At 67.9% G+C, this 25,942-nt stretch carries 25 protein-coding genes and 2 riboswitches; of the genes, 8 read left to right on the top strand and 17 right to left on the bottom strand.

What is annotated here, in order from left to right:
- Nucleotides 1-51 precede the first annotated feature (51 nt).
- Complete coding sequence (locus tag AC1DCJ_RS05870) at nt 52-630, bottom strand: DUF3106 domain-containing protein (protein ID WP_478070361.1); 579 nt, start codon at nt 628-630, stop codon at nt 52-54.
- Nucleotides 623-1,627, bottom strand: coding sequence for a hypothetical protein (locus AC1DCJ_RS05865; protein WP_313245879.1), 1,005 nt, complete (start codon nt 1,625-1,627; stop codon nt 623-625). Before AC1DCJ_RS05865 ends, AC1DCJ_RS05870 begins: the two co-directional genes overlap by 8 nt.
- A 495-nt stretch (nt 1,628-2,122) precedes the next feature.
- Here AC1DCJ_RS05865 and AC1DCJ_RS05860 point away from each other — a divergent pair, with 495 nt between their 5' ends.
- Entirely contained in the window at nt 2,123-4,297 is a 2,175-nt protein-coding gene (locus AC1DCJ_RS05860; RefSeq protein WP_478070397.1) for a primosomal protein N', read from the top strand.
- 707 nt (nt 4,298-5,004) lie between these two features.
- Here the strand turns inward: AC1DCJ_RS05860 and AC1DCJ_RS05855 are convergent.
- The gene (locus tag AC1DCJ_RS05855) at nt 5,005-5,625 is read right to left on the bottom strand and encodes a glutathione S-transferase family protein (RefSeq protein ID WP_038685958.1); all 621 of its coding nucleotides are present in this window, start codon (nt 5,623-5,625) and stop codon (nt 5,005-5,007) included.
- 102 nt (nt 5,626-5,727) lie between these two features.
- On the opposite strand from AC1DCJ_RS05855, the gene AC1DCJ_RS05850 reads away from it, so the two are divergent.
- The gene (locus tag AC1DCJ_RS05850) at nt 5,728-5,937 is read left to right on the top strand and encodes a hypothetical protein (protein WP_038685955.1); all 210 of its coding nucleotides are present in this window, start codon (nt 5,728-5,730) and stop codon (nt 5,935-5,937) included.
- Between the two features lie 18 nt (nt 5,938-5,955).
- Here the strand turns inward: AC1DCJ_RS05850 and AC1DCJ_RS05845 are convergent, their stop codons facing one another.
- Nucleotides 5,956-6,717: an NYN domain-containing protein gene (locus tag AC1DCJ_RS05845; RefSeq protein ID WP_038685954.1), complete on the bottom strand. Its 762-nt coding sequence runs from the start codon at nt 6,715-6,717 to the stop codon at nt 5,956-5,958.
- Nucleotides 6,718-6,879: 162 nt separating this feature from the next.
- On the opposite strand from AC1DCJ_RS05845, the gene AC1DCJ_RS05840 reads away from it, so the two are divergent.
- Nucleotides 6,880-8,190 (top strand): NAD(P)/FAD-dependent oxidoreductase, encoded by a 1,311-nt coding sequence (locus tag AC1DCJ_RS05840; RefSeq protein WP_478070360.1) that lies wholly within the window; start codon nt 6,880-6,882, stop codon nt 8,188-8,190.
- The gene (locus AC1DCJ_RS05835; protein ID WP_478070359.1) at nt 8,187-8,450 is read left to right on the top strand and encodes a hypothetical protein; all 264 of its coding nucleotides are present in this window, start codon (nt 8,187-8,189) and stop codon (nt 8,448-8,450) included. Before AC1DCJ_RS05840 ends, AC1DCJ_RS05835 begins: the two co-directional genes overlap by 4 nt.
- Nucleotides 8,451-8,492: 42 nt before the next feature.
- Here the strand turns inward: AC1DCJ_RS05835 and AC1DCJ_RS05830 are convergent, their stop codons facing one another.
- The 5 genes from AC1DCJ_RS05830 to AC1DCJ_RS05810 form a co-directional block, all read right to left on the bottom strand.
- Complete coding sequence (locus AC1DCJ_RS05830; RefSeq protein WP_478070358.1) at nt 8,493-8,816, bottom strand: DUF2004 domain-containing protein; 324 nt, start codon at nt 8,814-8,816, stop codon at nt 8,493-8,495.
- A gap of 117 nt (nt 8,817-8,933) precedes the next feature.
- A complete protein-coding gene (locus AC1DCJ_RS05825) occupies nt 8,934-9,356 on the bottom strand; it encodes a DUF2750 domain-containing protein (protein WP_181406158.1) in 423 nt (140 codons plus the stop codon).
- Nucleotides 9,353-9,799: a nuclear transport factor 2 family protein gene (locus AC1DCJ_RS05820; RefSeq protein ID WP_354284835.1), complete on the bottom strand. Its 447-nt coding sequence runs from the start codon at nt 9,797-9,799 to the stop codon at nt 9,353-9,355. The genes AC1DCJ_RS05825 and AC1DCJ_RS05820 overlap by 4 nt, the downstream gene beginning before the upstream one ends.
- A 31-nt stretch (nt 9,800-9,830) precedes the next feature.
- Entirely contained in the window at nt 9,831-10,310 is a 480-nt protein-coding gene (locus AC1DCJ_RS05815; RefSeq protein ID WP_478070357.1) for a hypothetical protein, read from the bottom strand.
- An 85-nt stretch (nt 10,311-10,395) separates the two neighbouring features.
- Nucleotides 10,396-10,659, bottom strand: a complete 264-nt coding sequence (locus AC1DCJ_RS05810; RefSeq protein WP_128097542.1) for a GIY-YIG nuclease family protein — start codon at nt 10,657-10,659, stop codon at nt 10,396-10,398.
- 44 nt (nt 10,660-10,703) lie between these two features.
- Nucleotides 10,704-10,798: riboswitch (glycine riboswitch) on the top strand.
- Between the two features lie 8 nt (nt 10,799-10,806).
- Nucleotides 10,807-10,898, top strand: a riboswitch (glycine riboswitch).
- Nucleotides 10,899-10,988: 90 nt separating this feature from the next.
- Here AC1DCJ_RS05810 and AC1DCJ_RS05805 point away from each other — a divergent pair.
- From AC1DCJ_RS05805 to AC1DCJ_RS05790, 4 genes are all read left to right on the top strand, one after another.
- Nucleotides 10,989-11,606 carry a trimeric intracellular cation channel family protein gene (locus AC1DCJ_RS05805; protein WP_038685940.1) on the top strand — a complete coding sequence of 206 codons (618 nt, stop codon included), beginning with the start codon at nt 10,989-10,991 and terminating at the stop codon, nt 11,604-11,606.
- A 440-nt stretch (nt 11,607-12,046) separates the two neighbouring features.
- Nucleotides 12,047-13,222, top strand: a complete 1,176-nt coding sequence (locus tag AC1DCJ_RS05800; protein ID WP_478070356.1) for an MdtA/MuxA family multidrug efflux RND transporter periplasmic adaptor subunit — start codon at nt 12,047-12,049, stop codon at nt 13,220-13,222.
- A complete protein-coding gene (locus AC1DCJ_RS05795) occupies nt 13,219-16,326 on the top strand; it encodes an MdtB/MuxB family multidrug efflux RND transporter permease subunit (protein ID WP_478070355.1) in 3,108 nt (1,035 codons plus the stop codon). Before AC1DCJ_RS05800 ends, AC1DCJ_RS05795 begins: the two co-directional genes overlap by 4 nt.
- A complete protein-coding gene (locus AC1DCJ_RS05790; protein WP_478070354.1) occupies nt 16,323-19,388 on the top strand; it encodes an efflux RND transporter permease subunit in 3,066 nt (1,021 codons plus the stop codon). The genes AC1DCJ_RS05795 and AC1DCJ_RS05790 overlap by 4 nt, the downstream gene beginning before the upstream one ends.
- Before the next feature lie 40 nt (nt 19,389-19,428).
- Here AC1DCJ_RS05790 and AC1DCJ_RS05785 read toward each other — a convergent pair whose 3' ends face one another.
- From AC1DCJ_RS05785 to AC1DCJ_RS05750, 8 genes are all read right to left on the bottom strand, one after another.
- Nucleotides 19,429-19,833, bottom strand: a complete 405-nt coding sequence (locus AC1DCJ_RS05785; RefSeq protein ID WP_448136590.1) for a GNAT family N-acetyltransferase — start codon at nt 19,831-19,833, stop codon at nt 19,429-19,431.
- Nucleotides 19,834-19,908: 75 nt separating this feature from the next.
- A complete protein-coding gene (locus AC1DCJ_RS05780; protein ID WP_320488882.1) occupies nt 19,909-20,178 on the bottom strand; it encodes a type II toxin-antitoxin system TacA family antitoxin in 270 nt (89 codons plus the stop codon).
- A 328-nt stretch (nt 20,179-20,506) separates the two neighbouring features.
- Complete coding sequence (gene aroG, locus AC1DCJ_RS05775) at nt 20,507-21,580, bottom strand: 3-deoxy-7-phosphoheptulonate synthase AroG (protein WP_314403975.1); 1,074 nt, start codon at nt 21,578-21,580, stop codon at nt 20,507-20,509.
- 267 nt (nt 21,581-21,847) lie between these two features.
- Entirely contained in the window at nt 21,848-22,195 is a 348-nt protein-coding gene (locus tag AC1DCJ_RS05770) for a DUF6616 family protein (protein ID WP_038685928.1), read from the bottom strand.
- 13 nt (nt 22,196-22,208) lie between these two features.
- On the bottom strand, nt 22,209-22,949 hold the full coding sequence (locus AC1DCJ_RS05765) for a DNA alkylation repair protein (protein WP_478070353.1): 741 nt from the start codon (nt 22,947-22,949) through the stop codon (nt 22,209-22,211).
- Nucleotides 22,946-23,440: a MarR family winged helix-turn-helix transcriptional regulator gene (locus AC1DCJ_RS05760; RefSeq protein ID WP_137190522.1), complete on the bottom strand. Its 495-nt coding sequence runs from the start codon at nt 23,438-23,440 to the stop codon at nt 22,946-22,948. The genes AC1DCJ_RS05765 and AC1DCJ_RS05760 overlap by 4 nt, the downstream gene beginning before the upstream one ends.
- Nucleotides 23,441-23,748: 308 nt before the next feature.
- Nucleotides 23,749-25,398, bottom strand: coding sequence for a chaperonin GroEL (groL, locus tag AC1DCJ_RS05755; RefSeq protein WP_038685920.1), 1,650 nt, complete (start codon nt 25,396-25,398; stop codon nt 23,749-23,751).
- A gap of 111 nt (nt 25,399-25,509) precedes the next feature.
- Nucleotides 25,510-25,794: a co-chaperone GroES gene (locus AC1DCJ_RS05750; protein WP_038685917.1), complete on the bottom strand. Its 285-nt coding sequence runs from the start codon at nt 25,792-25,794 to the stop codon at nt 25,510-25,512.
- Nucleotides 25,795-25,942 lie beyond the last annotated feature (148 nt).

Genomic DNA, 25,942 nt, shown 5'->3' with positions numbered 1-25,942 from the left:
TGGCGCCGCCGCCACGCTCGCACCTGGCGATGCGCGGCGGCGGGAATGCGCTCAATGCCCGACGTTCTGCTTCAACCAGGCGTCGCGGGCACCAGGCGCAAGCGCCAGGAACTGGCTGCGGACCTGGTCGCGCTCCTGCGGCGGCGTGCGCTGGGCCACCAGGCTGAGCTGGGCCAGCTGGTCCAGGCTGAGCTGGCGCAGGATGGCCAACGCGGGTTCGCGCTGTTCGGCCGGCAGGTAGCCGAACAATCCCTGCAGCTTGGGGAAGGCCTGGCCCAGTTGCGGTCCCAGCAGCCAGCCGTCGCGGAAGCGCTGGTCCTGCGCGTCGAAACGTGCGCGCAACGCCTGTTGCTGGGCCGGTGGCAAGGCAGCCATGCGCTGCGCGGCATCGCGGATGCGCGCCCGCTCCCCCGCCGGCAGGCCCTGCCAGGCGGCGTAGCGGCGGCGCAGCTCCTGCAGCTGGGCCGGGTCGAGCGCAGCGCGGGTGGTCGGAATGGCCGCCGCGGTGGCCGGTGTGGCGACGGCCGGCGCCGCCGTGTCGCGGTCAGGCAACGGCAACGGTTGCGAGGCGGCATTGGCCAACGCGGGCAGGGCCAGCAACAGCGCCACGCGCAGAAGGGGTTTATTCATCGGTGCTGGTCTCCAACCCGGCCGCCGCCGCTTCCGGGCGGCTGGGCTGCGGCTGTGATTCATCCACCGGCACCGGGCCACCCGCGGCCGACCAGGCATACAGGTCGGCATCGCGCGCCAGCGGCAGGTCCGGGTCGGCCAGCATGGCCGCGTCGGTGGCGGCATGGGCCGGGTCGGCCGGCGCGGTCACGGGCACATCCTCGGCCGGCAGGGCTTCCACCTGCACCGGGCCGGCGTCTGCAACGGCGCCTTCGGGCGCGCTGGCGGCCGGGTCGGTCGCGGTGCGGGCATGTTTCCACCAGGCCGCCCCGCCCAGCAGCACGCCGGCAGTGACCGCCACGATCAACAACCCCTTCCAGGGCAGCCGGCGCCCGCCCTTGCGGCGCGCCCGGGCCCGGGCCGGCGTGGCGTCGGCCTTGTTCGGGGTGCGCCAGGAGGCGGCATCGTGGTTGGCCGGGGTTGGCGCGGCCACCGGCTGCTGCAGCTTCTGCAAGCGTGACAGCGGCAGGTCGCGCAGGCGCTGCTGCACCTGTTCGGCCAGCGCGCGCCAGCCGGCCGCATCGGGATGGCCGTGCGCATCGCGCGGGCAGGCGTCGGCCAGTGCCTGCTGGTAGTCGGCCACGGGCAGGTCGAGGATCTGTGCGGCGGCCGCTTCGTCCAGCCCACCGCCGATGCGCAGCAGCAGCGCCAGCCGTGCTGGCGGCGGCAGGGCCTGCAGGTGGCCAAGCCCTGCCTCCCAGCGCCCGCCCTCGGCCGGCATGCGGATGGGGGTGCGGTGGGCCAGCAGGATCCAGAAACGGTCCGGCCATTGCGCCATCGGCACGTCGCTGGCGATACCGGCGAACGCCCGCATCACGGCCACCAGGGCCTGTTCGGCCACGGCCGGGTCGCCGCACTGCAGCTCGGCCACCACCAGGGCACGGCGTTCAACGCCGCGCAGGAACGCCGACAGCGCGCCGGCTGCGGTAGAAGAAAGGGGGGCCGTCGCAGCCGTCATAGCAACTCCATCATTTGCGGAAATGATAGCGATTGCGCGGCCAATCCGGCGTGCCGATATGGGCAGCGTGTGAAGACGGGGCAGCCGGATTGCCGCTGTCATGGCCGCAGGTTGTGCACAGCATCAAGGAAAACGCGGGTACAACGGGGTGTGATAGCCATGGGATGCATGTTTCAGCTTTGTTTCACAGCTATCTTGTTGAATTTAATCACTATTGTTGTATGGCTATTTTTTGACCAAGTTGAGGGAGAGGTCGGAACTTCCTGACGCACGGCCCGGAGATCGAGAGTGGCACACAGACTTATCCACAGAAGATGTGGATAAGCCTGAATCTCTCGACAGGACAGATATTTAGCCGCTATTTAGGTTCGCGCAGAGAGATCCGCAAGCGTGTTCATGGTCGCTGCCGGGGCGTGGGCGGGCCGCTACACTGCTGCGATGCCCAGTTCCGATCCGGCCCCCATCCTGTCGCTGACCGGTGGCCCCGCGCCCCACCTGAATGCGCCGACCGTTCAGGTTGCGCTGCCGCTGCCCCTGCCCCAGTGGTTCGATTACGCCCCGCCGCCGGGCGAGCCGCCACATGCCGGCATGGTCGGGCGCCGGGTGCGGGTGCCGTTCGGCTCGCGCGAGCTGGTGGGAGTGGTGGCGGGCATCGGCGTGGTGGCCGATGGCGGCACGCTGCGCACCGCACTGGACTGGATCGATGCGCAACCGCTGCTGGGCGGCGAGCTGTGGACCTCGTTGCAGTGGCTGGCGCGCTACACCCATGCCCCGCTCGGCGAGGTGGTCAGCACCGCCCTGCCGGCGCCGCTGCGACGGGGCGAGGCGGTACCTGCTACGCACCGCTGGGGCTGGCAGCTGACCGCCGACGGCCACGCGCAGCGCGAGCGCCTGCGTGCCGGCACCCGTCCGCAGCGGTTGGGCGCGCTGCTGGCCGAGGGCGTGGTGGACGAAGACGTGCTGGACGCCCGTATGGACGACTGGCGCAGCGCCGCCCGTGCCCTGGCCAAGCGCGGCGTGGTCGAGCGGATCGCGCTGGACCATCAGGTGCCCGTTGCGCACGCCAGCGCCGGCCCCCAGCCCAACCCCGAGCAGGCCGCCGCGATCGCGGCGATCACCGGTGCCCGTGGCTTCGGCGCCTATCTGCTGGACGGGGTGACCGGCAGCGGCAAGACCGAGGTGTACCTGCAGGCGATCGTGGACTGCCTGGCACGCGGCCGGCAGGCGCTGGTGCTGGTGCCGGAAATCGGCCTGACGCCGCAGACCCTGTCGCGCTTCCGCACCCGCCTGGGCATTCCGGTGCACGTGCTGCATTCGGGCTTGAACGACAACGAGCGCGCACGCGTGTGGGCTGCAGCCGCGCGTGGCGAAGCGCAGGTGATTGTGGGGACGCGCTCGGCGATCTTCACCCCGTTGCCCAACGCCGGGCTGATCGTGGTGGATGAAGAGCACGACGGCAGCTACAAGCAGCAGGACGGCATCCGCTACCACGCGCGCGATTTCGCCCTGGTGCGGGCCAAGGCGCTGGACGTGCCGGTGGTGCTGGGCAGTGCCACGCCGTCGCTGGAATCGCTGCACAACGCGCAGGCCGGCCGTTACACCCACCTGCGCCTGAAGGTACGCGCCGGTGATGCGCGCCCGCCGCGGGTGCGCGTGCTGGACGTGCGCAAGCGGCCGCTGCGTGACGGGCTGTCGCCGGAGGTGCTGCAGGGCATTGCCGAGCACCTGCAGGCCGGCCACCAGGTACTGGTGTTCAAGAACCGCCGCGGCTATGCGCCGGTGCTGCTGTGCCACGACTGTGGCTGGACCGCGCCGTGCCAGCGCTGCGACGCGCCGATGACCGTGCACGCCGGCGGCCGCCGCCTGCAGTGCCACCACTGCGGCGCGCGCCAGTCCGCGCCGTTGGCCTGCCCCGATTGCGGCAGCCTGGCGCTGCAGCCGCAGGGCATTGGCACCGAGCGCCTGGAAGAACATCTGGTCGAGGCCTTCGCCGACTATCCGGTGATCCGCATCGACCGCGGTACCACCAGTCGCCGCGATGCGCTGGAAACCCAACTGGCGGCGTTGGGCGACCGTGCCGGGATCCTGGTCGGCACGCAGATCCTGGCCAAGGGCCACGACCTGCCCAAGCTGACGCTGGTGGTGGTGGTGGGTATCGATGAGGGCCTGTTCTCGGCCGATTTCCGCGCCAGCGAGAAGCTGGCCCAGCAGTTGATCCAGGTGGCCGGGCGCGCCGGGCGCGCCACCGATCCGGGCGAGGTGTGGCTGCAGACCCACCACCCCGGGCACCCGTTGCTGGAAACGCTGGTCAATGGCGGCTACCACGCCTTTGCCGAGGCCGAGCTGCAGCAGCGCGAAGCGGCCGGCTTTCCGCCGTTCGCGCACCTGGCGCTGCTGCGCGCCGAGTCGCAGCAGGTGGAGCATGCCAACGCGATGCTCACCGCGGTGCGCGGGTTGATTCCCGACGATGCCGCGGTGGAGCGTTACGGCCCGATGCCAGCCCCGATGCCGCGCCGCGCCGGGTACCAGCGCACGCAGCTGTTGTTGTCGGCGCCCGCACGCCAACCGCTGCACGGCGTGTTGGACCTGATCACCCCGCAGATCCACGCGCTGCCGCAGGCACGCAAGGTGCGCTGGTCGCTGGATGTGGATCCGACGGATCTGTACTAGGTAGGTGCCGACCGTGGGTCGGCACACCACGTCCGCCGTCGTTGCATCGCATGCGCGGGGCACGTGCGGACCAACGGTCCGCACCTACCACGTACCGCCGCCGACCGTTGGTCGGTGCGGCGCGTTTGCCTTCGTTGCATCGCGTGCGCGGGCCATGTGCGGACCAACGGTCCGCACCTACCATGTGCCACCGCCGACCGTTGGTCGGTGCGGCGCGTTTGCCTTCGTTGCATCGCGTGCGCGGGCCATGTGCGGACCAACGGTCCGCACCTACCATGTGCCACCGCCGACCGTTGGTCGGTGCGGCGCGTTCGCCGTCGTTGCGTCGCACGCGCGGGGCACGTGCGGACCAACGGTCCGCACCTACCATGTGCCACCGCCGACCGTTGGTCGGTGCGGCACGTTCGCCATCGTTGCATCGCGTGCGCGGGCCGTGTGCGGACCAACGGTCCGCACCTACCATGTGCCACCGCCGACCGTTGGTCGGTGCGGCGCGTTCGCCATCGTTGCATCGCATGCGCGGGGCACGTGCGGACCAACGGTCCGCACCTACCATGTGCCACCCATCCGGTATGTGCCACCCATCCGGTCGGTGTCACCCATCCGGATGTGCCACCCATCCGGATGTGCCACCCATCCGGTATGTGCCACCCATCCGGTCGGTGTCACCCATCCGGTAGGTGCCGACCGTTGGTCGGCACGGCGCGTCAGGTCAACGCGGTCATGACCCCGCGCTGGTACGCCGGGCGCTGCTTGAGGCGCTCGTACCAGGCCGCCAGGTGGGGCAACTGCGGGCGCTGGATCGGCATTTCGAACCAGGCATAGATGAAGGCGCCCAGCGGGATATCGCCCATGGCGAAGTCATCGCCTGACAGCCACGGCTGCCGCGACAACGCGTCGTCGGCCATGGCCAGCAGGTCGCCCGAGCGCACCAGCGCGGTGGCGATGCGTGCTTCATCGCGGTCGGCCGGGGCGGTGCGCAGAGTGCCCCAGAACAGGTCGCGGAATACGCCGGAGAAGGCGGAGGTGGTCCAGTCCATCCACTTCTCCGACTGGGCGCGCGCCACCACATCTTCCGGGTACAGCGTGCCCAGCGCATAGCGCGCGGCCAGGTAACGCACGATGGTGTTGGATTCCCACAGCGGCAGGCCGTGGTCTTCGATCAACGGCACCAGGCCGTTGGGGTTCATTGCGCGGTATTCGGGCGACTGGGTGCCGCCAAACGCACCGCCGACCTGGATCGACTCGTAGGGCACGGCGATTTCCTCGGCACACCAGAGGACTTTGCGCACGTTGCTCGAATTGTGGCGGCCCCAGATCTTCAGCATGGTTGGTTTCCCGGTTCGGACAGAAGCGGTGCCACAGCACCGCGCAGTGGCGCTACGATACGCCGGTCGGCGGCGTGGCCGTCACCTCATGGGCGAAATGCAATGTTTGCGCAGATCCTCGAAATCAGTCTGTTGTGCCTGGGTATCGTGCTGCTGGTCGTGGGCTACCGCCGTCATCATCGCAACCTGATGCTGGCCGCCGCGCTGGTGCTGATGTCGTTCGGCACGCTGCAGGATTTCGGCCGCGGTGTCATCGACGGCTACCAGCAGTCCGACGCGCGCACGCTGTCGGTGGTGCACGCCACGCACTGACCGGCACCCCACCGTGCATCACTTGGCCGCCTTGGCCGCGCCCTTCTTCGGCAGCGCGCGCACGTAGGTGGATTTGCCGTCCTTCTTCATCTCGAACAAGCCGGTGGCGGCCAGCAGTTCGCTGAGCTTGCCGTAGCCGTAATTGCGCGAATCGAACGAGGCCTGGTTGCCGATCTGGCTGCCCACCGGGCCCAGGTGCGACCAGCCATCGTCGGCTTCGGCCGAGGCCACCGCGCTGCGCAGCATCTGCACCAGGCGGGTGTCGCTGCGCAGCTCGGGGCCGCTCTTGCGCGGCCGGGTTTCCTCGTTGCCGTGCTCCACCTCGGGGTCGGCGGCCAGGTCCTGCCCGAGTGCCTCCAGGTAGGTGAACTTGGAGCAGGCATTGACGAAGGGCTCGGGGGTTTTCTTCTCCCCGAACCCGTACACCTTGACCCCGTCGGTGAGCAGGCGCATCACCAGCGGGGTGAAGTCGGCATCGCTGGAGACGATCGCAAACCCATCCAGGTTGCGTGCGTACAGCAGGTCCATGCCATCGATGACCATGGCCATGTCCGAGGCGTTCTTGCCCCGGCTGTAGGCGAACTGCTGGATCGGGCGGATGGCATAGGCATGCAGCACCGATTCCCAGCCCTTCAGCGCCGGGCTCTTCCAGTTGCCATAGGCGCGGCGCACGTTGGCCACGCCATAGCGCGCCACCTCGGCCAGCACCACGTCGATCTTCGACGACGGCGCGTTGTCGGCATCGATGAGCAGGGCGATGCGCTTTTCCGGTTCGGTCATGTCAGCCTCCACAGCGATGCGACCACGGCCATGCGCCAGCGCGACGGCCCCTGAACCCAGTATCTGTCATCCGCGTGAACATCGTGCTTCACGTGCGACGATATGCCGCGTCGACCATGAACCCATGGGCCGGAGGGCCGGCCCCCGCCAAGGAGTCCTTGCATGACCCGCGATACCCTGCCCCACCTGGTGATCATCGGTGGAGGCTTCGCCGGCCTCTGGGCCACCCGGGCATTGGCCAGCGCGCGTGTGCGCATCACCCTGGTAGACCGCCGCAACCACCATCTGTTCCAGCCGCTGCTGTACCAGGTGGCCACCGCCGGCCTGTCGGCCCCGGATATCGCCGCGCCCCTGCGCCACATCCTGGGCGACCAGCGCAACGTGGAAGTGCGCCTGGGCGAAGTGACCTCGATTGACAAGCAGGCCCGGCAGATCACCCTGGCCGATGGCAGCGCGCTGGGCTATGACACGCTGATGCTGTGCACGGGTGCCACCCACGCCTACTTCGGCCACGACGAATGGGCCGCCGATGCGCCCGGGCTGAAGACCCTGGACGATGCCATCGCGCTCCGCCGCAAACTGCTGCTGGCCTTCGAGCGCGCCGAGGCCGAGCCCGATCCGGCCCGCAAGGCCGCCTGGCTCAGCTTCGCGGTCGTCGGCGGCGGGCCCACCGGGGTGGAACTGGCCGGCACCCTGGCCGAAATCGCCCGGCACACGCTGCGCAACGAGTTCCGCCACATCGACCCGGCCAGCGCCAAGGTGCGCCTGGTGGAAGCCGGCCCCCGGGTGCTGTCGACCTTCCCCGAGGTGCTGTCGTTGAAGGCGCGCCGCCAGCTGGAAAAACTGGGCGTGGAAGTACTCACCGGTACGCCGGTCAGTGACATCAACGGCGACGGCTTCCAGCTGGGCAACCAGTTCGTGCCGGCGCGCACCGTGGTGTGGGCCGCCGGCGTGGCCGCCTCACCGCTGGCACGCACGCTCGAGGTGCCGCTGGACCGCGCCGGCCGCGTGCCGGTACAGCCCGACCTGACGATCGAGGGCCACCCGGAGATCTTCGTTGCCGGCGACCTGGCCGCGCTCAGCCAGGCCGACGGCCGGCCGGTGCCCGGCGTGGCACCGGCGGCCAAGCAGATGGGCAAGCATGTGGCCGCGATCATCCGCGCGCGGTTGGACGACAAACCGGCGCCGGGCGCGTTCAAGTACCAGGACTTCGGCAACCTGGCCACGATCGGGCGCATGGCGGCCATCGTGCACCTGGGCAAGCTGCAGTTGTCCGGCGTGCTGGCCTGGTGGTTCTGGCTGGCCGCGCACGTGTTCTTCCTGATCGGCTTCCGCAACCGCATCGTGGTGCTGCTCAACTGGGCGGTGGCGTATTGGAGCTACCAGCGCAGTGCGCGGATCATCTTCGGGGATGACCGCGAGGACCGCAGGCCGAAGCTGCCCAGCGATACCCCGCCGCCGCCCGCGCCATGAGCAACCGCGAAACCTGTCCGGGCTGCGCGGCCGTGTTCGACAGCCGCAGGGCATTGGTGCGCAGCGGCGTGCCGATGTTCTTCAACGCGATCACCCCGCGCCACGTGCAGATGCAGGTGCGTTGTCCGAACTGCGGGCACCACTTCGCTGCCAGCCAGCTGCGCCTGTTCGGTGTGCTGTCACCTCAGGGGTTGCGCTGGGTGCTGGTGGGCATTCTGGCGCTGTGCGTATTGCTGATGTTCGTGCTGCCGCCGCGTTAGGGGTGAACCCATCGGTATGTCCGGTGACTTCGCCCCGATGCATCAGCTTTCCATCGCGATCGCGTCGATCTCGCCGGCCTCATCGAAGTGCACCGACACCACGTAGTTCGTGACGTCGCCCGGCAGGGTGAAATCGAAATACTCGATCTCGTTTTCGCCCCAGGCCGACTTGAATTCCAGCAGGCCGATGATGGCGGCCGACGTCGGCGCAACGTCGCCGAGGTGCTGCTGCCAATAGCTGGCCGGCAGCTCGTCGCGGTGGTGGTCGGCGAAAATATCCACGCCGTCTTCCCCGGCTTCGGTGCCCACGGCCTGCTGGAGGGCGGCCAGTGCCTGCGCCTGTCGTTGTGCGGTTGTATCGGTCATGTGCTTTCCTTGTCTGTGGGGTGAAATGCGGCCTTGCATCGTGGAGACGCGCAGGGCGCAGCGCATGATCGCGGTGACGCGGCGGGCGGTCAATCGCGCGCGTTCGTCTCCCGCAGACTATTCGAGTCTTTCCCGCTCTTCTTCGATATCGGCCTTCAGCGTGGCAGGCTCGACGGTCGCGCCCTGGCCGTGTTCGTCAGGCAGCACACAGACCCGCCGACCGTCACCGGCAAGGCCGGGCAGCCAGCGCTCCAGGAAGGCGTGCAGCGCGATCCTCTCCGGCCACGTGTTCGACCAGCTGCCCACCGCCGCACGTTCGGCGAACGCGCGAAACGGCCAGAACGGCGCCACCTGTTGATCCGCATCGGTAGCCGACATCACCCAGCCATCGGTGTTGCGCAATCCCCACACTTCTTCCCAGTCGGCCACGCGATTGACGAAATAGGCGTAGCGCTTCTCTGGCCGTGCACGCAGCACGGCGTCGACCTCGTGCGGCCCGAATCGATATCCCGCCTCACTGTCGCTGTGCGTGGTCGTCACTTCGCCGCCGCTTTCGGCTTGCTGTACCACAGCGCATTGACGATGACCCAGCGCTCGCCGAACCGGCCCATGTGGAAATAGTCCACGAACCACGGTGTTTCCAACCGCACCGAGGCGGCGTTGCCGGTAACGTCGAGCAGCGTGCAGCTGCGGTTCCACTGGTCCTTCGGGGTTTTCAACGCGCCCTGCCGGGTGAGCTCCACCAGTTCTTCCTTCGACATCCGGCGCAGGCCGAGGCGCTCATCCGGCGTGTCACCCAGGATCGCGCGCTTGGCCAGGTCCGGGTGCAGCGAACGCGCCACGCGGGCCGGGTCGCCTTCGAGCTGGCCGTCCACGTAGTCCAGGCAGGTGGCTTCGATCGCGGCACGCGTGGCGGGATCGATGGCGGGGGCGGCAGGTGTAGTAGCGCCGGCAAGGGCGAGCAACAGGGCAAGCGGGGTCATCGCAGGGTTTCCCTCGGGTAGGTGGCGCAGCTCATTCCTCGCCGAACAGCTCCAATTCGGTCAGGCCCAGCTGCATGTACATGAAGGCAGCCGCCTCGTCGCTCATCGGCTCACCCGTGCGAAGACCGTCCAGCCAGGCCGTGATCGCCGCATTGTGCGGGCTGACCGCATCGGCCATCGCCTTCTTCTTCGCCGGGCTCTCCCCCTCCTGCATCATCTCGCGGAGGACGTCGTCGCCGATGCCCCAGTATTCGGCCAGCGGCACCAGGCCACGAAGGTGGGCGGGCACCTTGGCCGGGTCGAGCGGCGTGCGCGCGGCCGCGATGGCATCGGGGGCGTAGGCGGCGCGGAAGGCGTCGGCCGGGGCAATGCCGCCATGACGCAGTGCGTTCACGGGCCTGGCCGCCGATGCGGGCGCGGCGATCACCACGCCGACCAGCAGCAGCGTGGGGAGCGACAGGAGCCACGTCGTGCGCGTCCCTGTCAGCGGCTTTCGTTGGAGATCGAACATCCTGGTTCCCTCCCGATGGTCGGCTGATTGTGGCCTACGCCGTGACGGCGAGCCAGCGTCACGCGCAGCCGTGTAGAGCCCGGCGCTACGGGGTGGCCTGCAGCCACGCCAGCTTGCGCGCCCGCGGCTGGCGCTTGAGCTGCCATTCGGCCTTGGAGGCGGTCGCCCGGTCTGGGTAGGCGCGCATGGCCAGCAGCTTCACCGGCGGATGGGCGCGGGTGTACTTGGCGCCCTTGCCGGCCAGATGGGCCTGGAAGCGGGCGTCCACGTCGTTGCTGATGCCGGCGTAATAACTGCCGTTGCGGCATTCCAGCAGGTACACGTACCAAGGGGCGGGTTCAGCGGGCATACCGGGATTATCCACCGGAGAGCGCCCGGCGGCTGCTAGAATCCGCCCCGGATGCAGGAGAGAGGTGCCACGCTGGCACCCGCCGAAGGCGCAGGCTCCCATAATCGCTCAGGCCGGTGGCTCGGAACGCCACCAACCATGCATCCAGCACGCCGATCTGGAGAGAGGTCTTCAATGACCCGCCGAAGGGGCACGTGGCCTTGGCCACCGAACTCTCAGGCAAAAGGACAGCGGGAGCGGCAACGGAATCCCACCCTCACGACAGTGCCCCGCGCTGGCGTGCGATGTGCGTGCTTCCGTCCCCGCCTGACGTGCCCGGAGCCTCCCCCATGCTGCTCTCCCTGATCTACCTCATCGCCATTTCCGCCGAAGCCATGACCGGCGCGCTGTCCGCCGGACGGCGGCGCATGGACCTGTTCGGCGTGGTCATTATCGCCTGCGTCACCGCGCTCGGCGGTGGTTCGCTGCGCGACATCGTGCTGGGCCACTACCCGCTGGGCTGGGTGAAGCACCCCGAGTACCTGGGCTTCACCATCTGCGCGGCGTTGATCGCCACCTGGGTGGCGCGCTGGATGCACCACTTCCGCCGCACCTTCCTGGTGCTGGATGGACTGGGGCTGATCTGCTTCACCCTGATCGGCTGCGCGGTGGCGCGCGATGCCGGCCACGCCGCGCCGATCGTGCTGATCTCGGGCATGTTGACCGGTGCCTTCGGCGGCGTGCTGCGCGACGTGCTGTGCAACGAGGTGCCGCTGATCTTCCAGAAGGAACTGTATGCGGTGATCACCCTGTTCACCGGCGCGGCCTACCTGGGCCTGCTGGAGCTGGGCGTGTCGATCAACGCGGCCACGCTGTGGTGCCTGGGCGGCGGCTTCCTGCTGCGTTTGCTGGCGATCCACTTCAAATGGGAAATGCCCAAGTTCGTCTACCGCGACGAGGTGCATTGAACGGAACGTTCAATGCACCGGTAGCACCCGACCGTTGGTCGGGTGGCATGACACACGTTCAATGCACCGGTAGCACCCGACCGTTGGTCGGGTGACGGCGCGTACCGACCAACGGTCGGTACCTACCGGCGGCATGCATGCGCCTTCCCGTGACCACGTTGGTCGGGTAGCGGCATGCATGCGCCCCCCGTGACCGCGTTGGTCGGATGACGCAATGCGCCCATCCACCCGGGCCCTGCCCCGCCCCATGACCAAGGGCATGTGAGTGCAGGCACCCACACGCGGTACCATGACGCCCCCGCCCCTCCCGGGTCGGTATCCAGCCACGCTGCGGCATTCGACCAGCGGCCCCGCCAGACAACCCCACTTCGCCTCGCCTGCCCCCACGGGCCGGTAAACCATGGACGCGTTCGCCGTGTGGCGCACGCGCAGGATGCCCCATGTCTGCCCCGCTCCCCTCGCGTTCCCGTCGTCTGTTCAAACCGCTGTTGGTCGTGGCCGTGCTGGCCGCCGCCGTGATCGCCTGGCGCGTGTTGTCGCCCGCGCCGGCCGCCGAAGCCGCACCCGCGAGCACCGCAACGCCGGTGCGCGTGGCCACCGTGGTGCGCGAAGACCTGGTGGTACGGCTGAAGGCGCTGGGCACGGTGACGCCGTTGCATACCGTGAGCCTGCGCAGCCGCGTGGAGGGCGAACTGCTGCGGCTGTCGTTCCGCGAGGGTGAACACGTCAAGGCCGGCGACCTGATCGCCGAGATCGATCCGCGCCCCTACCAGGTGGCGTTGGCGCGTGCGCTGGGCACCCAGCAACAGAACCTGGCCGAACTGGACAACGCGCAGACCCAGCTCAAGCGTTACAGCGAACTGCAGGCCAAGCACTTCGTGTCGGCCCAGGACCTGAGCGACCAACAGAGCAAGGTGCGCCAACTCCAGGGCCGGCGCCAGACCGACCAGGCCGCGGTGGATGAAGCCCGCCTGCAGTTGCAGTACACGCGCATCACCGCGCCGGTAGCCGGGCGCATGGGCCTGCGCAACGTGGACGTGGGCAACCTGGTACGCAGCGGTGATACCGAACCGCTGGCCACCATCACCCAGACCACGCCGATCAGCGTGCTCTTCACCGTACCCGAGCCGGACTTGCCGGCCGTGGTCGCCGCCGTGCGCGCCACGCCCGACCTCACGGTGGAAGCCTGGGATCGCGAAGAGCGCCATGCGCTCGGCAGCGGCGTGCTGTCCAGCCTGGACAACCGCATCGACACCGCCACCGGCACGCTGAAGCTGCGCGCGCAGTTCGCCAATGCCGACGAGGCGCTGTTCCCCAACCAGTTCGTCAACATCCGCCTGCAGGTCAGCAGTGCCGATGCGGTGGTGATACCCAACGCCGCCGTGCAGTTCGGCAGCAAGGGCAGCTATGTATATGTGATTGCCCCGGACAACACCTCGCACCTGCGCAACGTGGTGCTGGGCCCGGCTGATGGCGAGCGCGTCTCGGTGCGCGAAGGCCTCAAGGCCGGCGAGCGGGTGGTGGTTGAAGGCATCGACGGCCTGCGCGAAGGTGCGCCGGTAGAGGTGGTGCCCACGCCGGGCACGCAGGTGGACGCGCCGCGGACCGGCGCATGAACCTCTCGCGCCCCTTCATCGAGCGCTCGGTAGCCACCACGCTGCTGATGGTGGCGCTGCTGCTGACCGGCATCCTGGCCTACCGGCTGCTGCCGGTGGCGGCGCTGCCGCAGGTGGATTACCCGATCATCCAGGTCACCACGCTGTACCCGGGCGCCAGCCCGGGGGTGACCACCAGTGCGGTGACCGCGCCGCTGGAGCGCCAGCTCGGCCAGATTCCCGGGCTGAAACAGATGTCCTCCACCAGCTCGGGCGGTGCGTCGGTGATCACCCTGCAGTTCTCGCTGGAGGTGGCCCTGGGCGTGGCCGAGCAGGAAGTGCAGGCGGCCATCAACGCCGCCGACAGCTTCCTGCCCGACGACCTGCCGGTGCCGCCGGTGTACCGCAAGGTCAACCCGGCCGACACCCCGATCCTGACCCTGGCGGTGACCTCGCAGGGGCTGTCGCTGCCGCAGGTGCACGACCTGGTGGATACGCGCATGGCCCAGCGCCTGTCGCAGCTGCCGGGCGTGGGCCTGGTCAGCCTGGCCGGTGGGCAGCGCCCGGCGGTGCGCATCCAGGTGAACCCGTCGGCGCTGGCCGCCAACGGGCTGAGCATGGCCAGCATCCGCACCGCGATCGGCGCGGCCAACGTCAACATGCCCAAGGGCAGCTTCGACGGCCCCACCCGCGCGATCATGCTCGATGCCAACGACCAGATGCGCTCGGTGGCCGAGTACCAGGCGCTGATCCTGGCCTACAAGGACGGCGCGCCGCTGCGCCTGGGCGATGTAGCCACGATCGAAGACGGCGCGGAAAACCGCCAGCTGGCCGCGTGGTCGGGCACCACGCCGGCGGTGCTGATCAACATCCAGCGCCAGCCCGGTGCCAACGTGATCGCCGTGGTGGACCAGGTGCGGGCGCTGCTGCCGCAGCTGCAGGCGTCGTTGCCCAAGGGCGTGGACGTGGCGGTGCTGAGCGACCGCACCGAATCGATCCGCGCCTCCATCCGCGGCGTGCAGCACGAACTGCTGATCGCCATCGCGCTGGTGGTGATGGTCACCTTCGTGTTCCTGCGCAACATTCCGGCCACGATCATTCCCAGCATCGCGGTGCCGCTGTCGCTGGTGGGCACCTTCGGGGTGATGCTGCTGGCCGGTTTCTCGCTCAACAACCTCACCCTGATGGCGCTCACCATCGCCACCGGCTTCGTGGTCGACGATGCGATCGTGATGCTGGAGAACATCGCCCGCCACCTGGAACGCGGCGCCACGCCGATGCAGGCGGCACTGAAGGGCGCCCGGCAGATCGGCTTCACCCTGATCTCGCTGACCCTGTCGCTGATCGCGGTGCTGATCCCGCTGCTGTTCATGGCCGACGTGGTGGGCAAGCTGTTCCACGAGTTCGCGATCACCCTGGCGGTGGCGATCGGCATTTCGCTGCTGGTCTCGCTGACGCTGACGCCGATGATGTGCGCACGCCTGCTCAAGGCCGGGCATGCCACCCGCCGCGATGCCGACGGCCAGGAATCGGCGCAGCAGGGCGACCCGTTCGACCGCGTCGTGGCGATCTACGACCGCCAGCTGCACTGGGTGCTGCAGCGCCAGCCGCTGATGCTGGGCGCCACCGTGGCCACCCTGCTGCTTACCGCCGCGCTGTACGTGTGGGTGCCCAAGGGGTTCTTCCCGGTGCAGGACGCCGGCCTGATCCAGGGCATCAGCGAAGCGCCGCAGTCGATCTCGTTCCAGGCCATGGCGCAGCGCCAGCAGGCGCTTGCCGCGGCGCTGCTGGACGATGCGGACGTGGCCAGCCTGTCCTCGTTCATCGGCGTGGACGGCAACAACGCCACGCTCAACAGTGGCCGGTTGCTGATCGAACTGAAACCGCATGCGCAGCGCGATGCCGACGCGCAGGCGATCATCGCGCGGCTGCAGCAGCGCGTGGCGCACGTACCCGGCATCAAGCTGTACCTGCAGCCCGTACAGGAACTGGGCATCGAGGACCGGATCAGCCGCACCCAGTACCAGTTCACCCTGACCAGTCCCGACAGCGACCAGCTCGCGCAGTGGACGCCCCGGTTGCTGGCGCACCTGCAGCAGTCCGCGGCCCTGGCCGACGTGGCCAGCGACCTGCAGGACCAGGGCCTGCAGGCGCACGTGCTGATCGACCGCGTCGCCGCCGCGCGCCTGGGCATCAGCGTGGACGCGGTGGCCGATGCGCTGTACGACGCGTTCGGCCAGCGCCAGATCTCCACCATCTTCACCCAGGCCAACCAGTACCGCGTGGTGCTGGAAGCGCGCCCGGACGTGGCCTTCGGGCCGGACGCCATCGCGCGACTGCACGTGGCCGGGCCGGATGGCAAACAGGTGCCGCTGAATGGCATCGCGCGCATCGAGCAGCGCCCGGCGCACCTGTTGATCAACCACGTGGGCCAGTTCCCGGCGGTAACGTTCTCGTTCAACCTGGCACGCGGTGCGTCGCTGGGCGAAGCGGTGGAGGCCATTGAAGGCGCGCGTGCGGCGATCGGCCTGCCCACCGGGGTGGAGCTGCGCCTGCAGGGCGCGGCCGACGCGTTCCGCGCCTCACTGTCGAGCACGCTGTGGCTGGTGCTGGCCGCGGTGGTGGTGATGTACCTGGTGCTGGGCGTGCTGTATGAGAGTTTCATCCACCCCATCACCATCCTCTCCACGCTGCCCTCGGCCACGGTGGGCGCGCTGCTGGCCCTGCTGCTGAGCGGGCGCAGCCTGGACCTGATCGCGGTGATCGGCATCGTGCTGCTGATCGGGCTGGTGAAGAAGAACGCGATCATGATGATCGACTTCGCGCTGGAGGCCGAGCGTGAGTTCGGCCTGGCCCCGCGCCAGGCGATTCACCAGGCCGCGCTGCTGCGCTTCCGTCCGATCCTGATGACCACGCTGGCCGCACTGTTCGGCGCCATTCCGCTGATGTTTGCCAGCGGCTCGGGCGCGGAACTGCGGCAGCCGCTGGGCGTGGTGATGGTGGGCGGGCTGATCGTCAGCCAGGTGCTCACCCTGTTCACCACGCCGGTGATCTACCTGTTCTTCGACCGCTTCCGCCAGCGCCCGGCCGAACGTGCCGACGATGCGGCCGAGGCCCACGCGTGAGTCCGCTGGCGCGGGCGATCGGCTGGTTCGTGCAGCATCCGGTGGCCACCCTGCTGCTGTCGGTGGCGGTGGTGCTGGCCGGCCTGCTGGGCCTGCGGCTGCTGCCGGTGGCACCGCTGCCGCAGGTGGACTACCCGGCCATCAACGTCAGCGCCAGCCTGCCCGGGGCCAGCCCCGAATCGATGGCGGCCAACGTGGCCACGCCGCTGGAACGGGCGCTGGGCACGATTCCGGGATTGAGCCGGATCGACTCGGCCAGCACCCAGGGCTCCACCCAGATCGAGCTGCAGTTCGAACTGGGGCGCGACGTGGACAGCGCCGCGCGCGACGTGCAGGCGGCCATCAACGCCGCCCGCGCGCAGCTGCCCAGCGGCATGCCGGGCATGCCCCAATACAACAAGGTCAATCCCTCGCAGGCACCTATCCTGGCGCTGGCGCTGAGTTCGGACAGCCTCTCGCCCGGGCAGATCTTCGATGTGGCCTCCACGGTGATCGCGCAGAAGCTGGCGCAGATTCCCGGCGTGGGCGAAGTGCAGGTCGGCGGTAGTTCGCTGCCGGCGGTGCGGGTGTCGCTGGACCCCAATGCGCTCAACCAGCAGCGCATCGCGCTCGATGACGTCGCGGCGGCCATCCGCACCGCCAACGCACTCAAGCCGCTGGGCACCGTGGCCAGCCAGAGCCGGCAATGGCAGCTGGAGGCCAGCCTGCAGCTGCGCACCGCCGCCGAGTACCGCGACCTGATCATCGCCATGCGCGAGGGCCGCCCGGTGCACCTGCGCGACGTGGCCCAGGTCAGCGAGGGCGTGGAAGACCGCTATGCCAGCGGCTTCCACAACCAGCGCCCGGCGGTGCTGCTGATCGTCAGCCGCCAGCCCGACGCCAACATCATCGAGACCGTCGACGCCATCAACGCGCAGATGGACACGCTGCAGGCGCTGCTGCCGGCCAGCATCGACATGCAGGTGGTGATGGACCGCTCGCCGGTGATCCGCGCCACCCTGCGCGAGGCTGAGCTGACCCTGCTGCTGGCCATTGCCCTGGTGGTGCTGGTGGTGCTGGCGTTCCTGGGCCACTGGCGCGCCGCGCTGGTACCCACCCTGGCCATTCCGGTGTCGCTGCTGGGCGCACTGGCGGTGATCGCGCTGCTCGGTTTCTCGCTCAACACGCTGTCGTTGATGGCGCTGATCGTGGCCGCGGTGCTGGTGGTGGACGACGCCATCGTGGTGCTGGAGAACATCGCCCGCCATCGCGAGAACGGCGCCTCGCCGATGGACGCGGCCCTGCGTGGTGCCGGTGAAGTGGGCGCCACGCTGTTGTCGATGAACATCGCGCTGGCGGTGGTGTTCGTGTCGATCCTGTTCCTGGACGACTTCGTGGAGAAGCTGTTCCGCGAGTTCTCGCTGACCCTGGTGGCGGCAATGGGCGTGTCGCTGCTGGTCTCGCTGAGCCTGACCCCGATGCTGTGCGCGCGTCTGCTGGGCCGTGAGCGGCCCGGTGCGGGCAACGTGCTGCAGCGGGGCGGCACGGCGTTGTTCGAGCGGCTGCGCGGCGGCTACGTGGCCAGCCTGCAGACGATGCTGCGCTGGCTGGCGGTGCCGTTGCTGCTGTTCGGCGCGGTGATCGGGCTGAACGTGTGGCTGTTCCAGCAGGTGCCCAAGGGCATCGTGCCCAAGCAGGACACCGCCCAGCTGCGGGGTTTCGCGCGCGGCGACGATGGGCTGTCATTCCAGGTGATGCAGCCCAAGATCGACGCGTATCGGACGTTGCTGCTGGCCGACCCGGCCATCAGCGACATCATCGGGTACATCGGCGGGCGCAGCGGGGTCAACAACGCCTTCATCATGATCAAGATGAAGCCGCTGGCCGAGCGCAAGGTGTCCAGCCAGCAGGTGATCGACCGCCTGCGCAGCAACATGCCGAAGATTCCCGGCGGCGGCATGTTCCTGTGGGTGGACCAGGACATCAAGCTGGAAGGCAGCGGCGACAGTGGCCAGTACGAGTTCCAGCTGCTGTCCGGCGAGCTGGAACCCCTACGGCAATGGGCCCCCAGGGTGGCCGACGCCCTGCGTGCCCTGCCCGAGCTGGTGGACGTGGAATCCAAGGGCGATGAAGGCATGCGCCAGGTGGTGCTGGACATCGACCGCGACGCCGCCGCACGGCTGGGCGTGGACATGCGCATGATCGCCTCGGTGCTCAACAACGCCTTCAGCCAGCGCCAAGTGGCCACGCTGTACGACACGCTCAACCAGTACCGCGTGGTGATGGAACTGGACCCGCGCTATACCCAGGACCCGTCCACGCTGGACCAGATCCACGTGATCGGCAAGGACGGTCAGCGCCTGCCACTGTCCTCCATTGCCAGCTGGTCCTACGGCATGGCGCCGGACCGCATTTACCACAGCCAGCAGTTCGCCTCGGTGTGGATCGAGTTCGCGCTCGCACCCGGCGTAACCCTGGACCAGGCGGTGAAAGCCGTGGACCGCGCGATGGCCGGGATCATGCTGCCCACCCATGTGCAGGCCAGGCTGAGTGGCGAGGCCGGTGGCTTCGAGAAATTGCGTGAGCGTCAGCTGTGGCTGATCGTCGGCGCGATGCTGGCGGTGTACCTGGTGCTGGGCGTGCTGTACGAGAGCTTCGTGCAGCCGCTGGCGATCCTGTCCACCCTGCCCTCGGCCGGCGTGGGCGCACTGTTGGCGCTGATGGCGTTCGGCAACGAATTGAACCTGATCTCGCTGCTGGGATTGTTCCTGCTGGTAGGCGTGGTGATGAAGAACACCATCCTGATGATCGACTTCGCGCTGTCGGCCGAACGCGAGCGCGGGCTGTCGTCGTATGAGGCCATCTGCGAGGCGGCACGGCTGCGCTTCCGCCCGATCCTGATGACCAGTGTGGCCGCGTTGCTGGGTACGTTGCCACTGATGCTGGCCACCGGCGAAGGCTGGGAGATGCGCCAGCCGTTGGGCATTGCAATTGTGGGTGGGTTGCTGGTGAGCCAGTGGTTGACCCTGTACACAACGCCGGCGATCTATCTGGCGTTGGCGAAGCTGCGGCGCACACCGTGATCACCTTGCGCGCCGGGCACGGCCGGCATCCGCGGCGCCGTTATGCAACAGGCAACATCACCGTCATCGCATCCATGGGGGATTCAATGAACCCGTGCCTGAGATAGAACGCCTTCGCCATTTCATCCATGGCGTGGCACACCAACGCACGTGCACCGATCTCACGGCACACGTGGAGGGTGCGTTGCACGGCATCCTTAAGCAGCCCCGCACCGATACCCTGCCCGGTCCAATCCGCGTGTACCGCCAACCTGCCCAGTACGATGACCGGGATGGGATGGGGCATATTGCGCCGAATGCTGCCCGGCGCGATCCCGTGTGAAACCGCGCCGGCGGCGAGAGCGTAGTAACCCAACACGTTCTGTTGCGCATCACAGACCACAAAGCAGCGCGATGCCCCGGACACCTGGTTCCGGTGCGCCCGCTCCTGCAGCCAGCGGGTCAACGCCAAAGCGCTGCATCGAAAGTCGTCCACCCGATGCCCGCTGGCGAGCGCACACGGCACACCCAGCTGTACCACTCAGCGCTCCCAAGGTGCAGGCGTGTTCAGCAGCCGCCGGATGGCGGCATTGCTTTCCAGCGGTGCATCCAGCAGTGCGTTGAAGCGCTTCAGTTCTTGAGAAGTGAGCGAGAACTGGGTCTGATCTGCCAGCACCTCCCGCGCCTTGTCGCAGGCAGCGTCCAGGATGAACTCGGTGCGGCTTACGCCACTGATCTTGACCGCACGGTCGATCAGCGCCTGTTTGTCGGCAGGTGCCCTGAAGTTGATGACTTTGCTGGGGAGAGCCATGGCGGGCGATCCAGGAGGTTGTATATACACTGTACACACACCTTGCGCTGCGCTCAACGTCGTGCTCCCCGTGGGTACCAGAGTGTTCACGCTACGTCGTTGATCCCCCGCGATACATAGGGAACGCCCGCATCAACGCGTAGGTAGACGTGCCACCTACGCCGTCACCGTGGTGTTGAAGCAGCGGCGACACGCCTCAGGTAGAGCCACCCATGGGGTGGCTCTACCGGGAAACGTCATGGCGCGATGGGCGAAGACGCACGGATCAATATGCGCCCGCCCATGCGACGCAGGTGGTTTCCTGCGCCGTCGTGGGCGCACCTTCGGCTCACGCCGCTTCGCTGATCCGCACCGCCCGCCGCGCCCGCACCGCTTCAGCCAGGCTTTCCAGCACGGCCAGCGAGCTGTCCCAGCCGATGCAGCCGTCGGTGATGCTCTGGCCGTAGGTCAGCGGCTGGCCGTCGACCAGGTCCTGGCGACCGGCCACCAGGTGGCTTTCCACCATGACGCCGACGATGCGCTCTTCGCCGTTGGCCAGCTGCGCGTTGATGTCGGCGATGACCTTGGGCTGGTTTTCCGGATTCTTGCTGCTGTTGGCGTGGCTGGCATCGATCATGATGCGCGCGGCCAGGTGCGACTTTGCCAGGGTCTGGCTGGTCGCTTCCACATGGGTGGCGTCGTAGTTGGGCGTCTTGCCGCCGCGCAGGATGACGTGGCAATCCGGATTGCCGGCGGTGGCGACGATGGCAGTGCCGCCTTCCTTGGTGACCGACAGGAAGTGATGCGGATTCGACGCAGCACCAATCGCGTCGGCGGCGATCTTGATGTTGCCGTCGGTACCGTTCTTGAACCCGACCGGGCACGACAGGCCCGAGGCCAGTTCGCGGTGCACCTGGCTTTCGGTGGTGCGTGCGCCGATCGCGCCCCAGGCCACCAGGTCGGCGATGTACTGCGGCGAGATCACATCGAGGAATTCAACGCCGGCGGGCAGGCCCAGCTTGTTGATGTCGCGCAGCAGACCGCGCGCCACGCGCAGGCCCTTGTTGATGTTGAAGCTGCCGTCCAGATCCGGGTCGTTGATCAGGCCCTTCCAGCCCACCGTGGTGCGCGGCTTTTCGAAGTACACGCGCATGACGATTTCCAGCTCATCGGCGTAGGCGTCACGCAGTGGCTTGAGGCGCTGGGCGTATTCGATGGCGGCCACCGGGTCGTGGATCGAGCACGGGCCGATCACTACCGCCAGGCGGTCATCGCGGCCGTGCAGGATCTCGTGCAGGGCCGCGCGCGAGGCGCTGACCGTGTCGGAGGCTTCATCGTCGCAGGGCAGCATGGCCAGCAGCTGGGCCGGCGGGGTCAACGGTTCGATCTTGCGGATGCGCAGGTCATCGGTGTGCGGGGGCATGGGGGAAAACTCCTTGGAAGTGGGGGTCCCCAGCGCGGCGGCAACAAAAAAGCCGCCAGGTGCGCTGGCGGCTTTCGGGAATGCGTCTGAAGGTTTCTTCAGGGTGAGCGCATGCCTTCCTCCGCCGGTGGCTTCGGAAAGTAATACCAAAAGTAGGCATTGGCGGGGCGTGCGTTCATTGGGGAGTATTGATAGCACAGCTTTTGTGCGGCGCAAAATGTTTCATTCGCAACTGGGCCGCGGTGTTCAGCCGTTGCCCGCACGCCGTCATGCCTTCGGCAGCGCCGCCAGCTCGGCCAGATGCTGCTGCAGTCCGCCCGATGCGCCCGCGATGTGGGTGGTGGTGAAGTAGGTGTGCCAGCCGGTGCCATCAATGGCGGCCAGCAGCGCATCAGCGTCCGTGCGGTCGCTGCATTGCCACACGGCGTAGAACTGCTCTGCGCTGCTGCGCGGCACGTCCGTATCCAGCGGGCCCATGGCCAGCGGTTTGATCCGCGCCGGATCGACATGCTGCATGCCCGCGCCGATGCGGGCGAAGAGCGCCCCGCGCGATACCGGGTCCAGCGCGGTCCAGGCGGGGGTGGCGGTGTAAAGCTCGATCAGCATGTACGACATGGCATTCCTTGGGTCAGAGCGAGCGCAGGGCGCGCTTGCGGATGTAGGTGTTGGCCGGATCGTCGGCGTGCTGTTGCTGCCATTCGCCGCACAGCGCGCGGACCCAGTCCGGCTGGGTCTTGCCGGCGTCGTTGAGCCAGTTGCCTACCGAATCCTGCACGTAGCGCGAAGCGTCGCAGCACAGTGCGTCCAGCAGGTCCTGCGCATGGTGGGGTTCCTGCTTGAACAAGGTGATATGTGCGGCCCATACCCCGCGCGGGCGCAGTGCCTCACAAGCGAAGCGGCGCACGTTCGGCGACGCATCCTGGGCCCAGGCCTGCAGGTGCACGAGCACCCGCAGCGGCTCGGCGGCGATGTGGGGGCGCACGGCCAGCCACGCCCACTCGCGTACGCCAAAGTGCGGATCGTCGGCCAACGCGCGCAGGGCATCCAGCTTGCGCTCCAGGGTCAGCGCCGGATCGCTGCCGATCAGGTAACAGGCCCAGCCGCGCACGGTGTCGCTGGCGTGCCGTGACCAGTGGGCATGATCGCCATGCCCATGCGCGCGCAGCAGCGTGGCAGCGCCCTGCATGCGCAGGGTGATGCCCAGCTTGGCGGCGTTGCGCATCGGGGCCAGCGCCGAGGCCGGCAAGGTCGGCGCGACATGGGCCATCAGCCGGGCAAAATCGACGGCCAGCACTTCGGCCAGATGGGCCGCTTCGGCCTCGCCCCGATCCAGCTGGCCGCGCCGCTCGCGGGTGATCGGCGTTTTCATGAGGTGCGTCCCGCATCGGTGCGCGACCACACGCGGTGCAGCAGCGTGCCCAGCACCTGGCGCTCGGTGGCGCTGATGTCGGCAAAAAGCGAGGCGATCCACTGCGTCTGCTGGTCGAACAGGCGCGCCGACAGTGTCTGCCCCGCCCGGGTCAGGCGCACGTGGATGCGCCGCTTGTCATCGGGGTCGCTGTGGCGGCTCACCAGCTGCTCGCGCTCCAGCCCGTCCAGCAGGCCGGTCACGGTGGCGCGGGTAACGCCGGCGCGCTCGGCCAACTGGTGCGGCGACAACGCGGTATCGGCCCCACGCAGCAGGAACAGCAGCACGAAGCGCCCTTCGCTGAGGCCCTGCGGCGCCAGGCGGCTGGCGCAGTCCTGGTCGATCGCACGGGCCAGGGACAACAGCTGGAAACACAGCGCCAACTCGCCCGCATCGGACTGGCCACGGCGCTCCAGCTCGGTCAGAAACGCCTGGTGTTTTGTTTCCAACATACGGGCGCTGCACAAGTAATACGGCGGCTAACTATATCGCCGTCGCGACGCCAGTGGAAGTGCGTGCGCCGCGCCTGTGCGCCTCCACCGTGGGCGGTTAACTGCCTGTGCCAGCCATCCAGGGCTTCCTGCACTGGTTGCAGGAGGAAGCGGACGCAGCGACGCGCGTGCTGTGAGGCGGTGATGCGCGCACAAAAAAACCCCGCCTTTCGGCGGGGTTTTTCGTCGTACGTTGGCGCATGGCGGGTACCGACCAACGGTCGGTACCTACCGGACCGATGTGTGCCGACCGTAGGCCGGCCTCTACATCAGAAGTCCATACCGCCCATGCCGCCCATGCCACCCATGCCGCCGCCAGCTGCGCCAGCGCCGTCATCCTTCTTCGGGGCTTCGGCAACCATCGCTTCGGTGGTGATCATCAGGCCGGCGATCGAGGCAGCGTTCTGCAGCGCCGAACGGGTCACCTTGGTCGGGTCCAGGATGCCGAATTCCAGCATGTCGCCGAATTCGCCGGTGGCCGCGTTGTAGCCGAAGCTGCCGGTACCTTCCTTGACGCGGTTGACGATGACCGACGGCTCTTCGCCGGCGTTGGCCACGATTTCGCGCAGCGGGGCTTCCATGGCGCGCAGGGCGATCTGGATGCCGTGGTTCTGGTCTTCGTTGGCACCCTTCAGGCCGCTCAGCGCGGTGACTGCACGGACCAGCGCAACGCCGCCGCCCGGGACCACGCCTTCTTCAACGGCTGCACGGGTAGCGTGCAGGGCGTCGTCGACGCGATCCTTCTTTTCCTTCATTTCGATTTCGGTCGAGGCACCGACCTTGATCACGGCAACGCCGCCGGCCAGCTTGGCCACGCGTTCCTGCAGCTTTTCACGGTCGTAATCGGACGAGGTGTCTTCGATCTGGGTCTTGATCTGGGTGACACGCGCTTCGATGTTGGCCTTCTCGCCGGCGCCATCGATGATCGTGGTGTTTTCCTTGGAGACCTGCACCTTCTTGGCGCGGCCCAGGTCCTTGATCGTCGCCTTTTCCAGCGACAGACCAATTTCCTCGGAGATCACGGTGCCGCCGGTCAGCACGGCCATGTCTTCCAGCATCGCCTTGCGACGATCACCGAAGCCCGGTGCCTTGACGGCCACGACCTTGACGATGCCACGGATGGTGTTGACCACCAGGGTCGCAAGCGCTTCGCCTTCGATGTCTTCGGCGATGATCAGCAGCGGCTTGCCGGCCTTGGCGACGCCTTCCAGCACGGGCAGCAGGTCGCGCACGTTGGAGATCTTCTTGTCGTGCAGCAGCACGTACGGATCGTCCAGGTCAGCGGTCTGCGACTGCTGGTTGTTGATGAAGTACGGGGACAGGTAGCCACGGTCGAACTGCATGCCTTCGACGACGTCCAGCTCGTTGTCCAGGCCCGAGCCTTCTTCAACGGTGATGACGCCTTCCTTGGTCACGCGGCGCATGGCTTCGGCGATGATGTTGCCGATCGACTCGTCCGAGTTGGCCGAGATCGTGCCGACCTGGGCGATGGCCTTGTCGTCAGCGGTCGGCTTGGAGATGTTCTTCAGCTCGGCGACGGCGGCGATGACGGCCTTGTCGATACCGCGCTTGAGGTCCATCGGGTTCATGCCGGCAGCAACGGCCTTGGCGCCTTCGCGGATCAGGGCCTGGGCCAGCACGGTGGCGGTGGTGGTGCCGTCGCCGGCGTCGTCGTTGGTGCGGGAAGCAACTTCCTTCACCATCTGCGCGCCCATGTTCTCGAACTTGTCAGCCAGTTCGATTTCCTTGGCAACGGACACGCCATCCTTGGTGATGGTCGGGGCGCCGAAGCTCTTTTCGAGCACGACGTTGCGGCCCTTCGGGCCCAGGGTTGCCTTGACGGCATTGGCGAGAATGTTGACGCCGCGCACCATGCGCGAACGAGCGTCTTCACCGAAACGAATATCTTTGGCAGCCATTGCGATTACCTTTTATGTAGAGCCGGGCGATGCCCGGCTGCTTGAATGGGGGATACGGTCGACCGGTCAGTCCGGCTACCGCGCGGCGGGGCAGAGCCCCGCTCTGCGTCATCAGATGATGGCGAGGATGTCGTCTTCGCGCAGGACCTTGTACTCGACGCCTTCGGACTTGTAGCTGCTGCCGGCGTACTGGCCGTAGATGACCTTGTCACCGACCTTCAGCGACGGCGCGCGCACGCTGCCGTTGTCCAGGGGCTTGCCCGGGCCGACGGCCACGACTTCACCCTTGGTGGACTTTTCCTTGGCGGAATCCGGAATCACGATGCCGCCGGACGAGATTTCGTCGGCTTCGATCGGCTTGACTACGACGCGGTCATGAAGCGGCTTGATGCTCATGTGAGACCCTTTTAAGTTGTTGATTGGTCTGGAAAAGTCTGGCGATGTTAGCACTCGCACAGGGCGACTGCCAGCCACGCTCACGAAAAAACCCGACGGTGCGGGTACAGAGCAGAGATGGTGCTGGGCACTTCCCTTTCAAGGGGCG

The sequence above is a fragment of the Stenotrophomonas sp. 10N36 genome (assembly GCF_056395005.1).
The sequence above is the reverse complement of the archived record's forward strand: the minus strand, read 5'-3'. Positions and strand labels throughout refer to the sequence as shown.

What these genes read in the sequence shown, in the direction of transcription:
- AC1DCJ_RS05815 (WP_478070357.1), bottom strand. Translation starts at nt 10,310, where the DNA reads ATGTTCGATCTCCAACGAAAGCCGCTGACAGGGACGCGCACGACGTGG.
- groL (WP_038685920.1), bottom strand. Translation starts at nt 25,398, where the DNA reads ATGGCTGCCAAAGATATTCGTTTCGGTGAAGACGCTCGTTCGCGCATG.
- AC1DCJ_RS05760 (WP_137190522.1), bottom strand. Translation starts at nt 23,440, where the DNA reads ATGTTGGAAACAAAACACCAGGCGTTTCTGACCGAGCTGGAGCGCCGT.
- AC1DCJ_RS05750 (WP_038685917.1), bottom strand. Translation starts at nt 25,794, where the DNA reads ATGAGCATCAAGCCGCTTCATGACCGCGTCGTAGTCAAGCCGATCGAA.
- AC1DCJ_RS05855 (WP_038685958.1), bottom strand. Translation starts at nt 5,625, where the DNA reads ATGCTGAAGATCTGGGGCCGCCACAATTCGAGCAACGTGCGCAAAGTC.
- AC1DCJ_RS05820 (WP_354284835.1), bottom strand. Translation starts at nt 9,799, where the DNA reads ATGACCCCGCTTGCCCTGTTGCTCGCCCTTGCCGGCGCTACTACACCT.
- AC1DCJ_RS05850 (WP_038685955.1), top strand. Translation starts at nt 5,728, where the DNA reads ATGTTTGCGCAGATCCTCGAAATCAGTCTGTTGTGCCTGGGTATCGTG.
- AC1DCJ_RS05800 (WP_478070356.1), top strand. Translation starts at nt 12,047, where the DNA reads ATGTCTGCCCCGCTCCCCTCGCGTTCCCGTCGTCTGTTCAAACCGCTG.
- AC1DCJ_RS05845 (WP_038685954.1), bottom strand. Translation starts at nt 6,717, where the DNA reads ATGACCGAACCGGAAAAGCGCATCGCCCTGCTCATCGATGCCGACAAC.
- AC1DCJ_RS05770 (WP_038685928.1), bottom strand. Translation starts at nt 22,195, where the DNA reads ATGTCGTACATGCTGATCGAGCTTTACACCGCCACCCCCGCCTGGACC.
- AC1DCJ_RS05830 (WP_478070358.1), bottom strand. Translation starts at nt 8,816, where the DNA reads ATGACCGATACAACCGCACAACGACAGGCGCAGGCACTGGCCGCCCTC.
- aroG (WP_314403975.1), bottom strand. Translation starts at nt 21,580, where the DNA reads ATGCCCCCGCACACCGATGACCTGCGCATCCGCAAGATCGAACCGTTG.
- AC1DCJ_RS05870 (WP_478070361.1), bottom strand. Translation starts at nt 630, where the DNA reads ATGAATAAACCCCTTCTGCGCGTGGCGCTGTTGCTGGCCCTGCCCGCG.
- AC1DCJ_RS05835 (WP_478070359.1), top strand. Translation starts at nt 8,187, where the DNA reads ATGAGCAACCGCGAAACCTGTCCGGGCTGCGCGGCCGTGTTCGACAGC.
- AC1DCJ_RS05840 (WP_478070360.1), top strand. Translation starts at nt 6,880, where the DNA reads ATGACCCGCGATACCCTGCCCCACCTGGTGATCATCGGTGGAGGCTTC.
- AC1DCJ_RS05795 (WP_478070355.1), top strand. Translation starts at nt 13,219, where the DNA reads ATGAACCTCTCGCGCCCCTTCATCGAGCGCTCGGTAGCCACCACGCTG.
- AC1DCJ_RS05810 (WP_128097542.1), bottom strand. Translation starts at nt 10,659, where the DNA reads ATGCCCGCTGAACCCGCCCCTTGGTACGTGTACCTGCTGGAATGCCGC.
- AC1DCJ_RS05865 (WP_313245879.1), bottom strand. Translation starts at nt 1,627, where the DNA reads ATGACGGCTGCGACGGCCCCCCTTTCTTCTACCGCAGCCGGCGCGCTG.
- AC1DCJ_RS05765 (WP_478070353.1), bottom strand. Translation starts at nt 22,949, where the DNA reads ATGAAAACGCCGATCACCCGCGAGCGGCGCGGCCAGCTGGATCGGGGC.
- AC1DCJ_RS05805 (WP_038685940.1), top strand. Translation starts at nt 10,989, where the DNA reads ATGCTGCTCTCCCTGATCTACCTCATCGCCATTTCCGCCGAAGCCATG.
- AC1DCJ_RS05780 (WP_320488882.1), bottom strand. Translation starts at nt 20,178, where the DNA reads ATGGCTCTCCCCAGCAAAGTCATCAACTTCAGGGCACCTGCCGACAAA.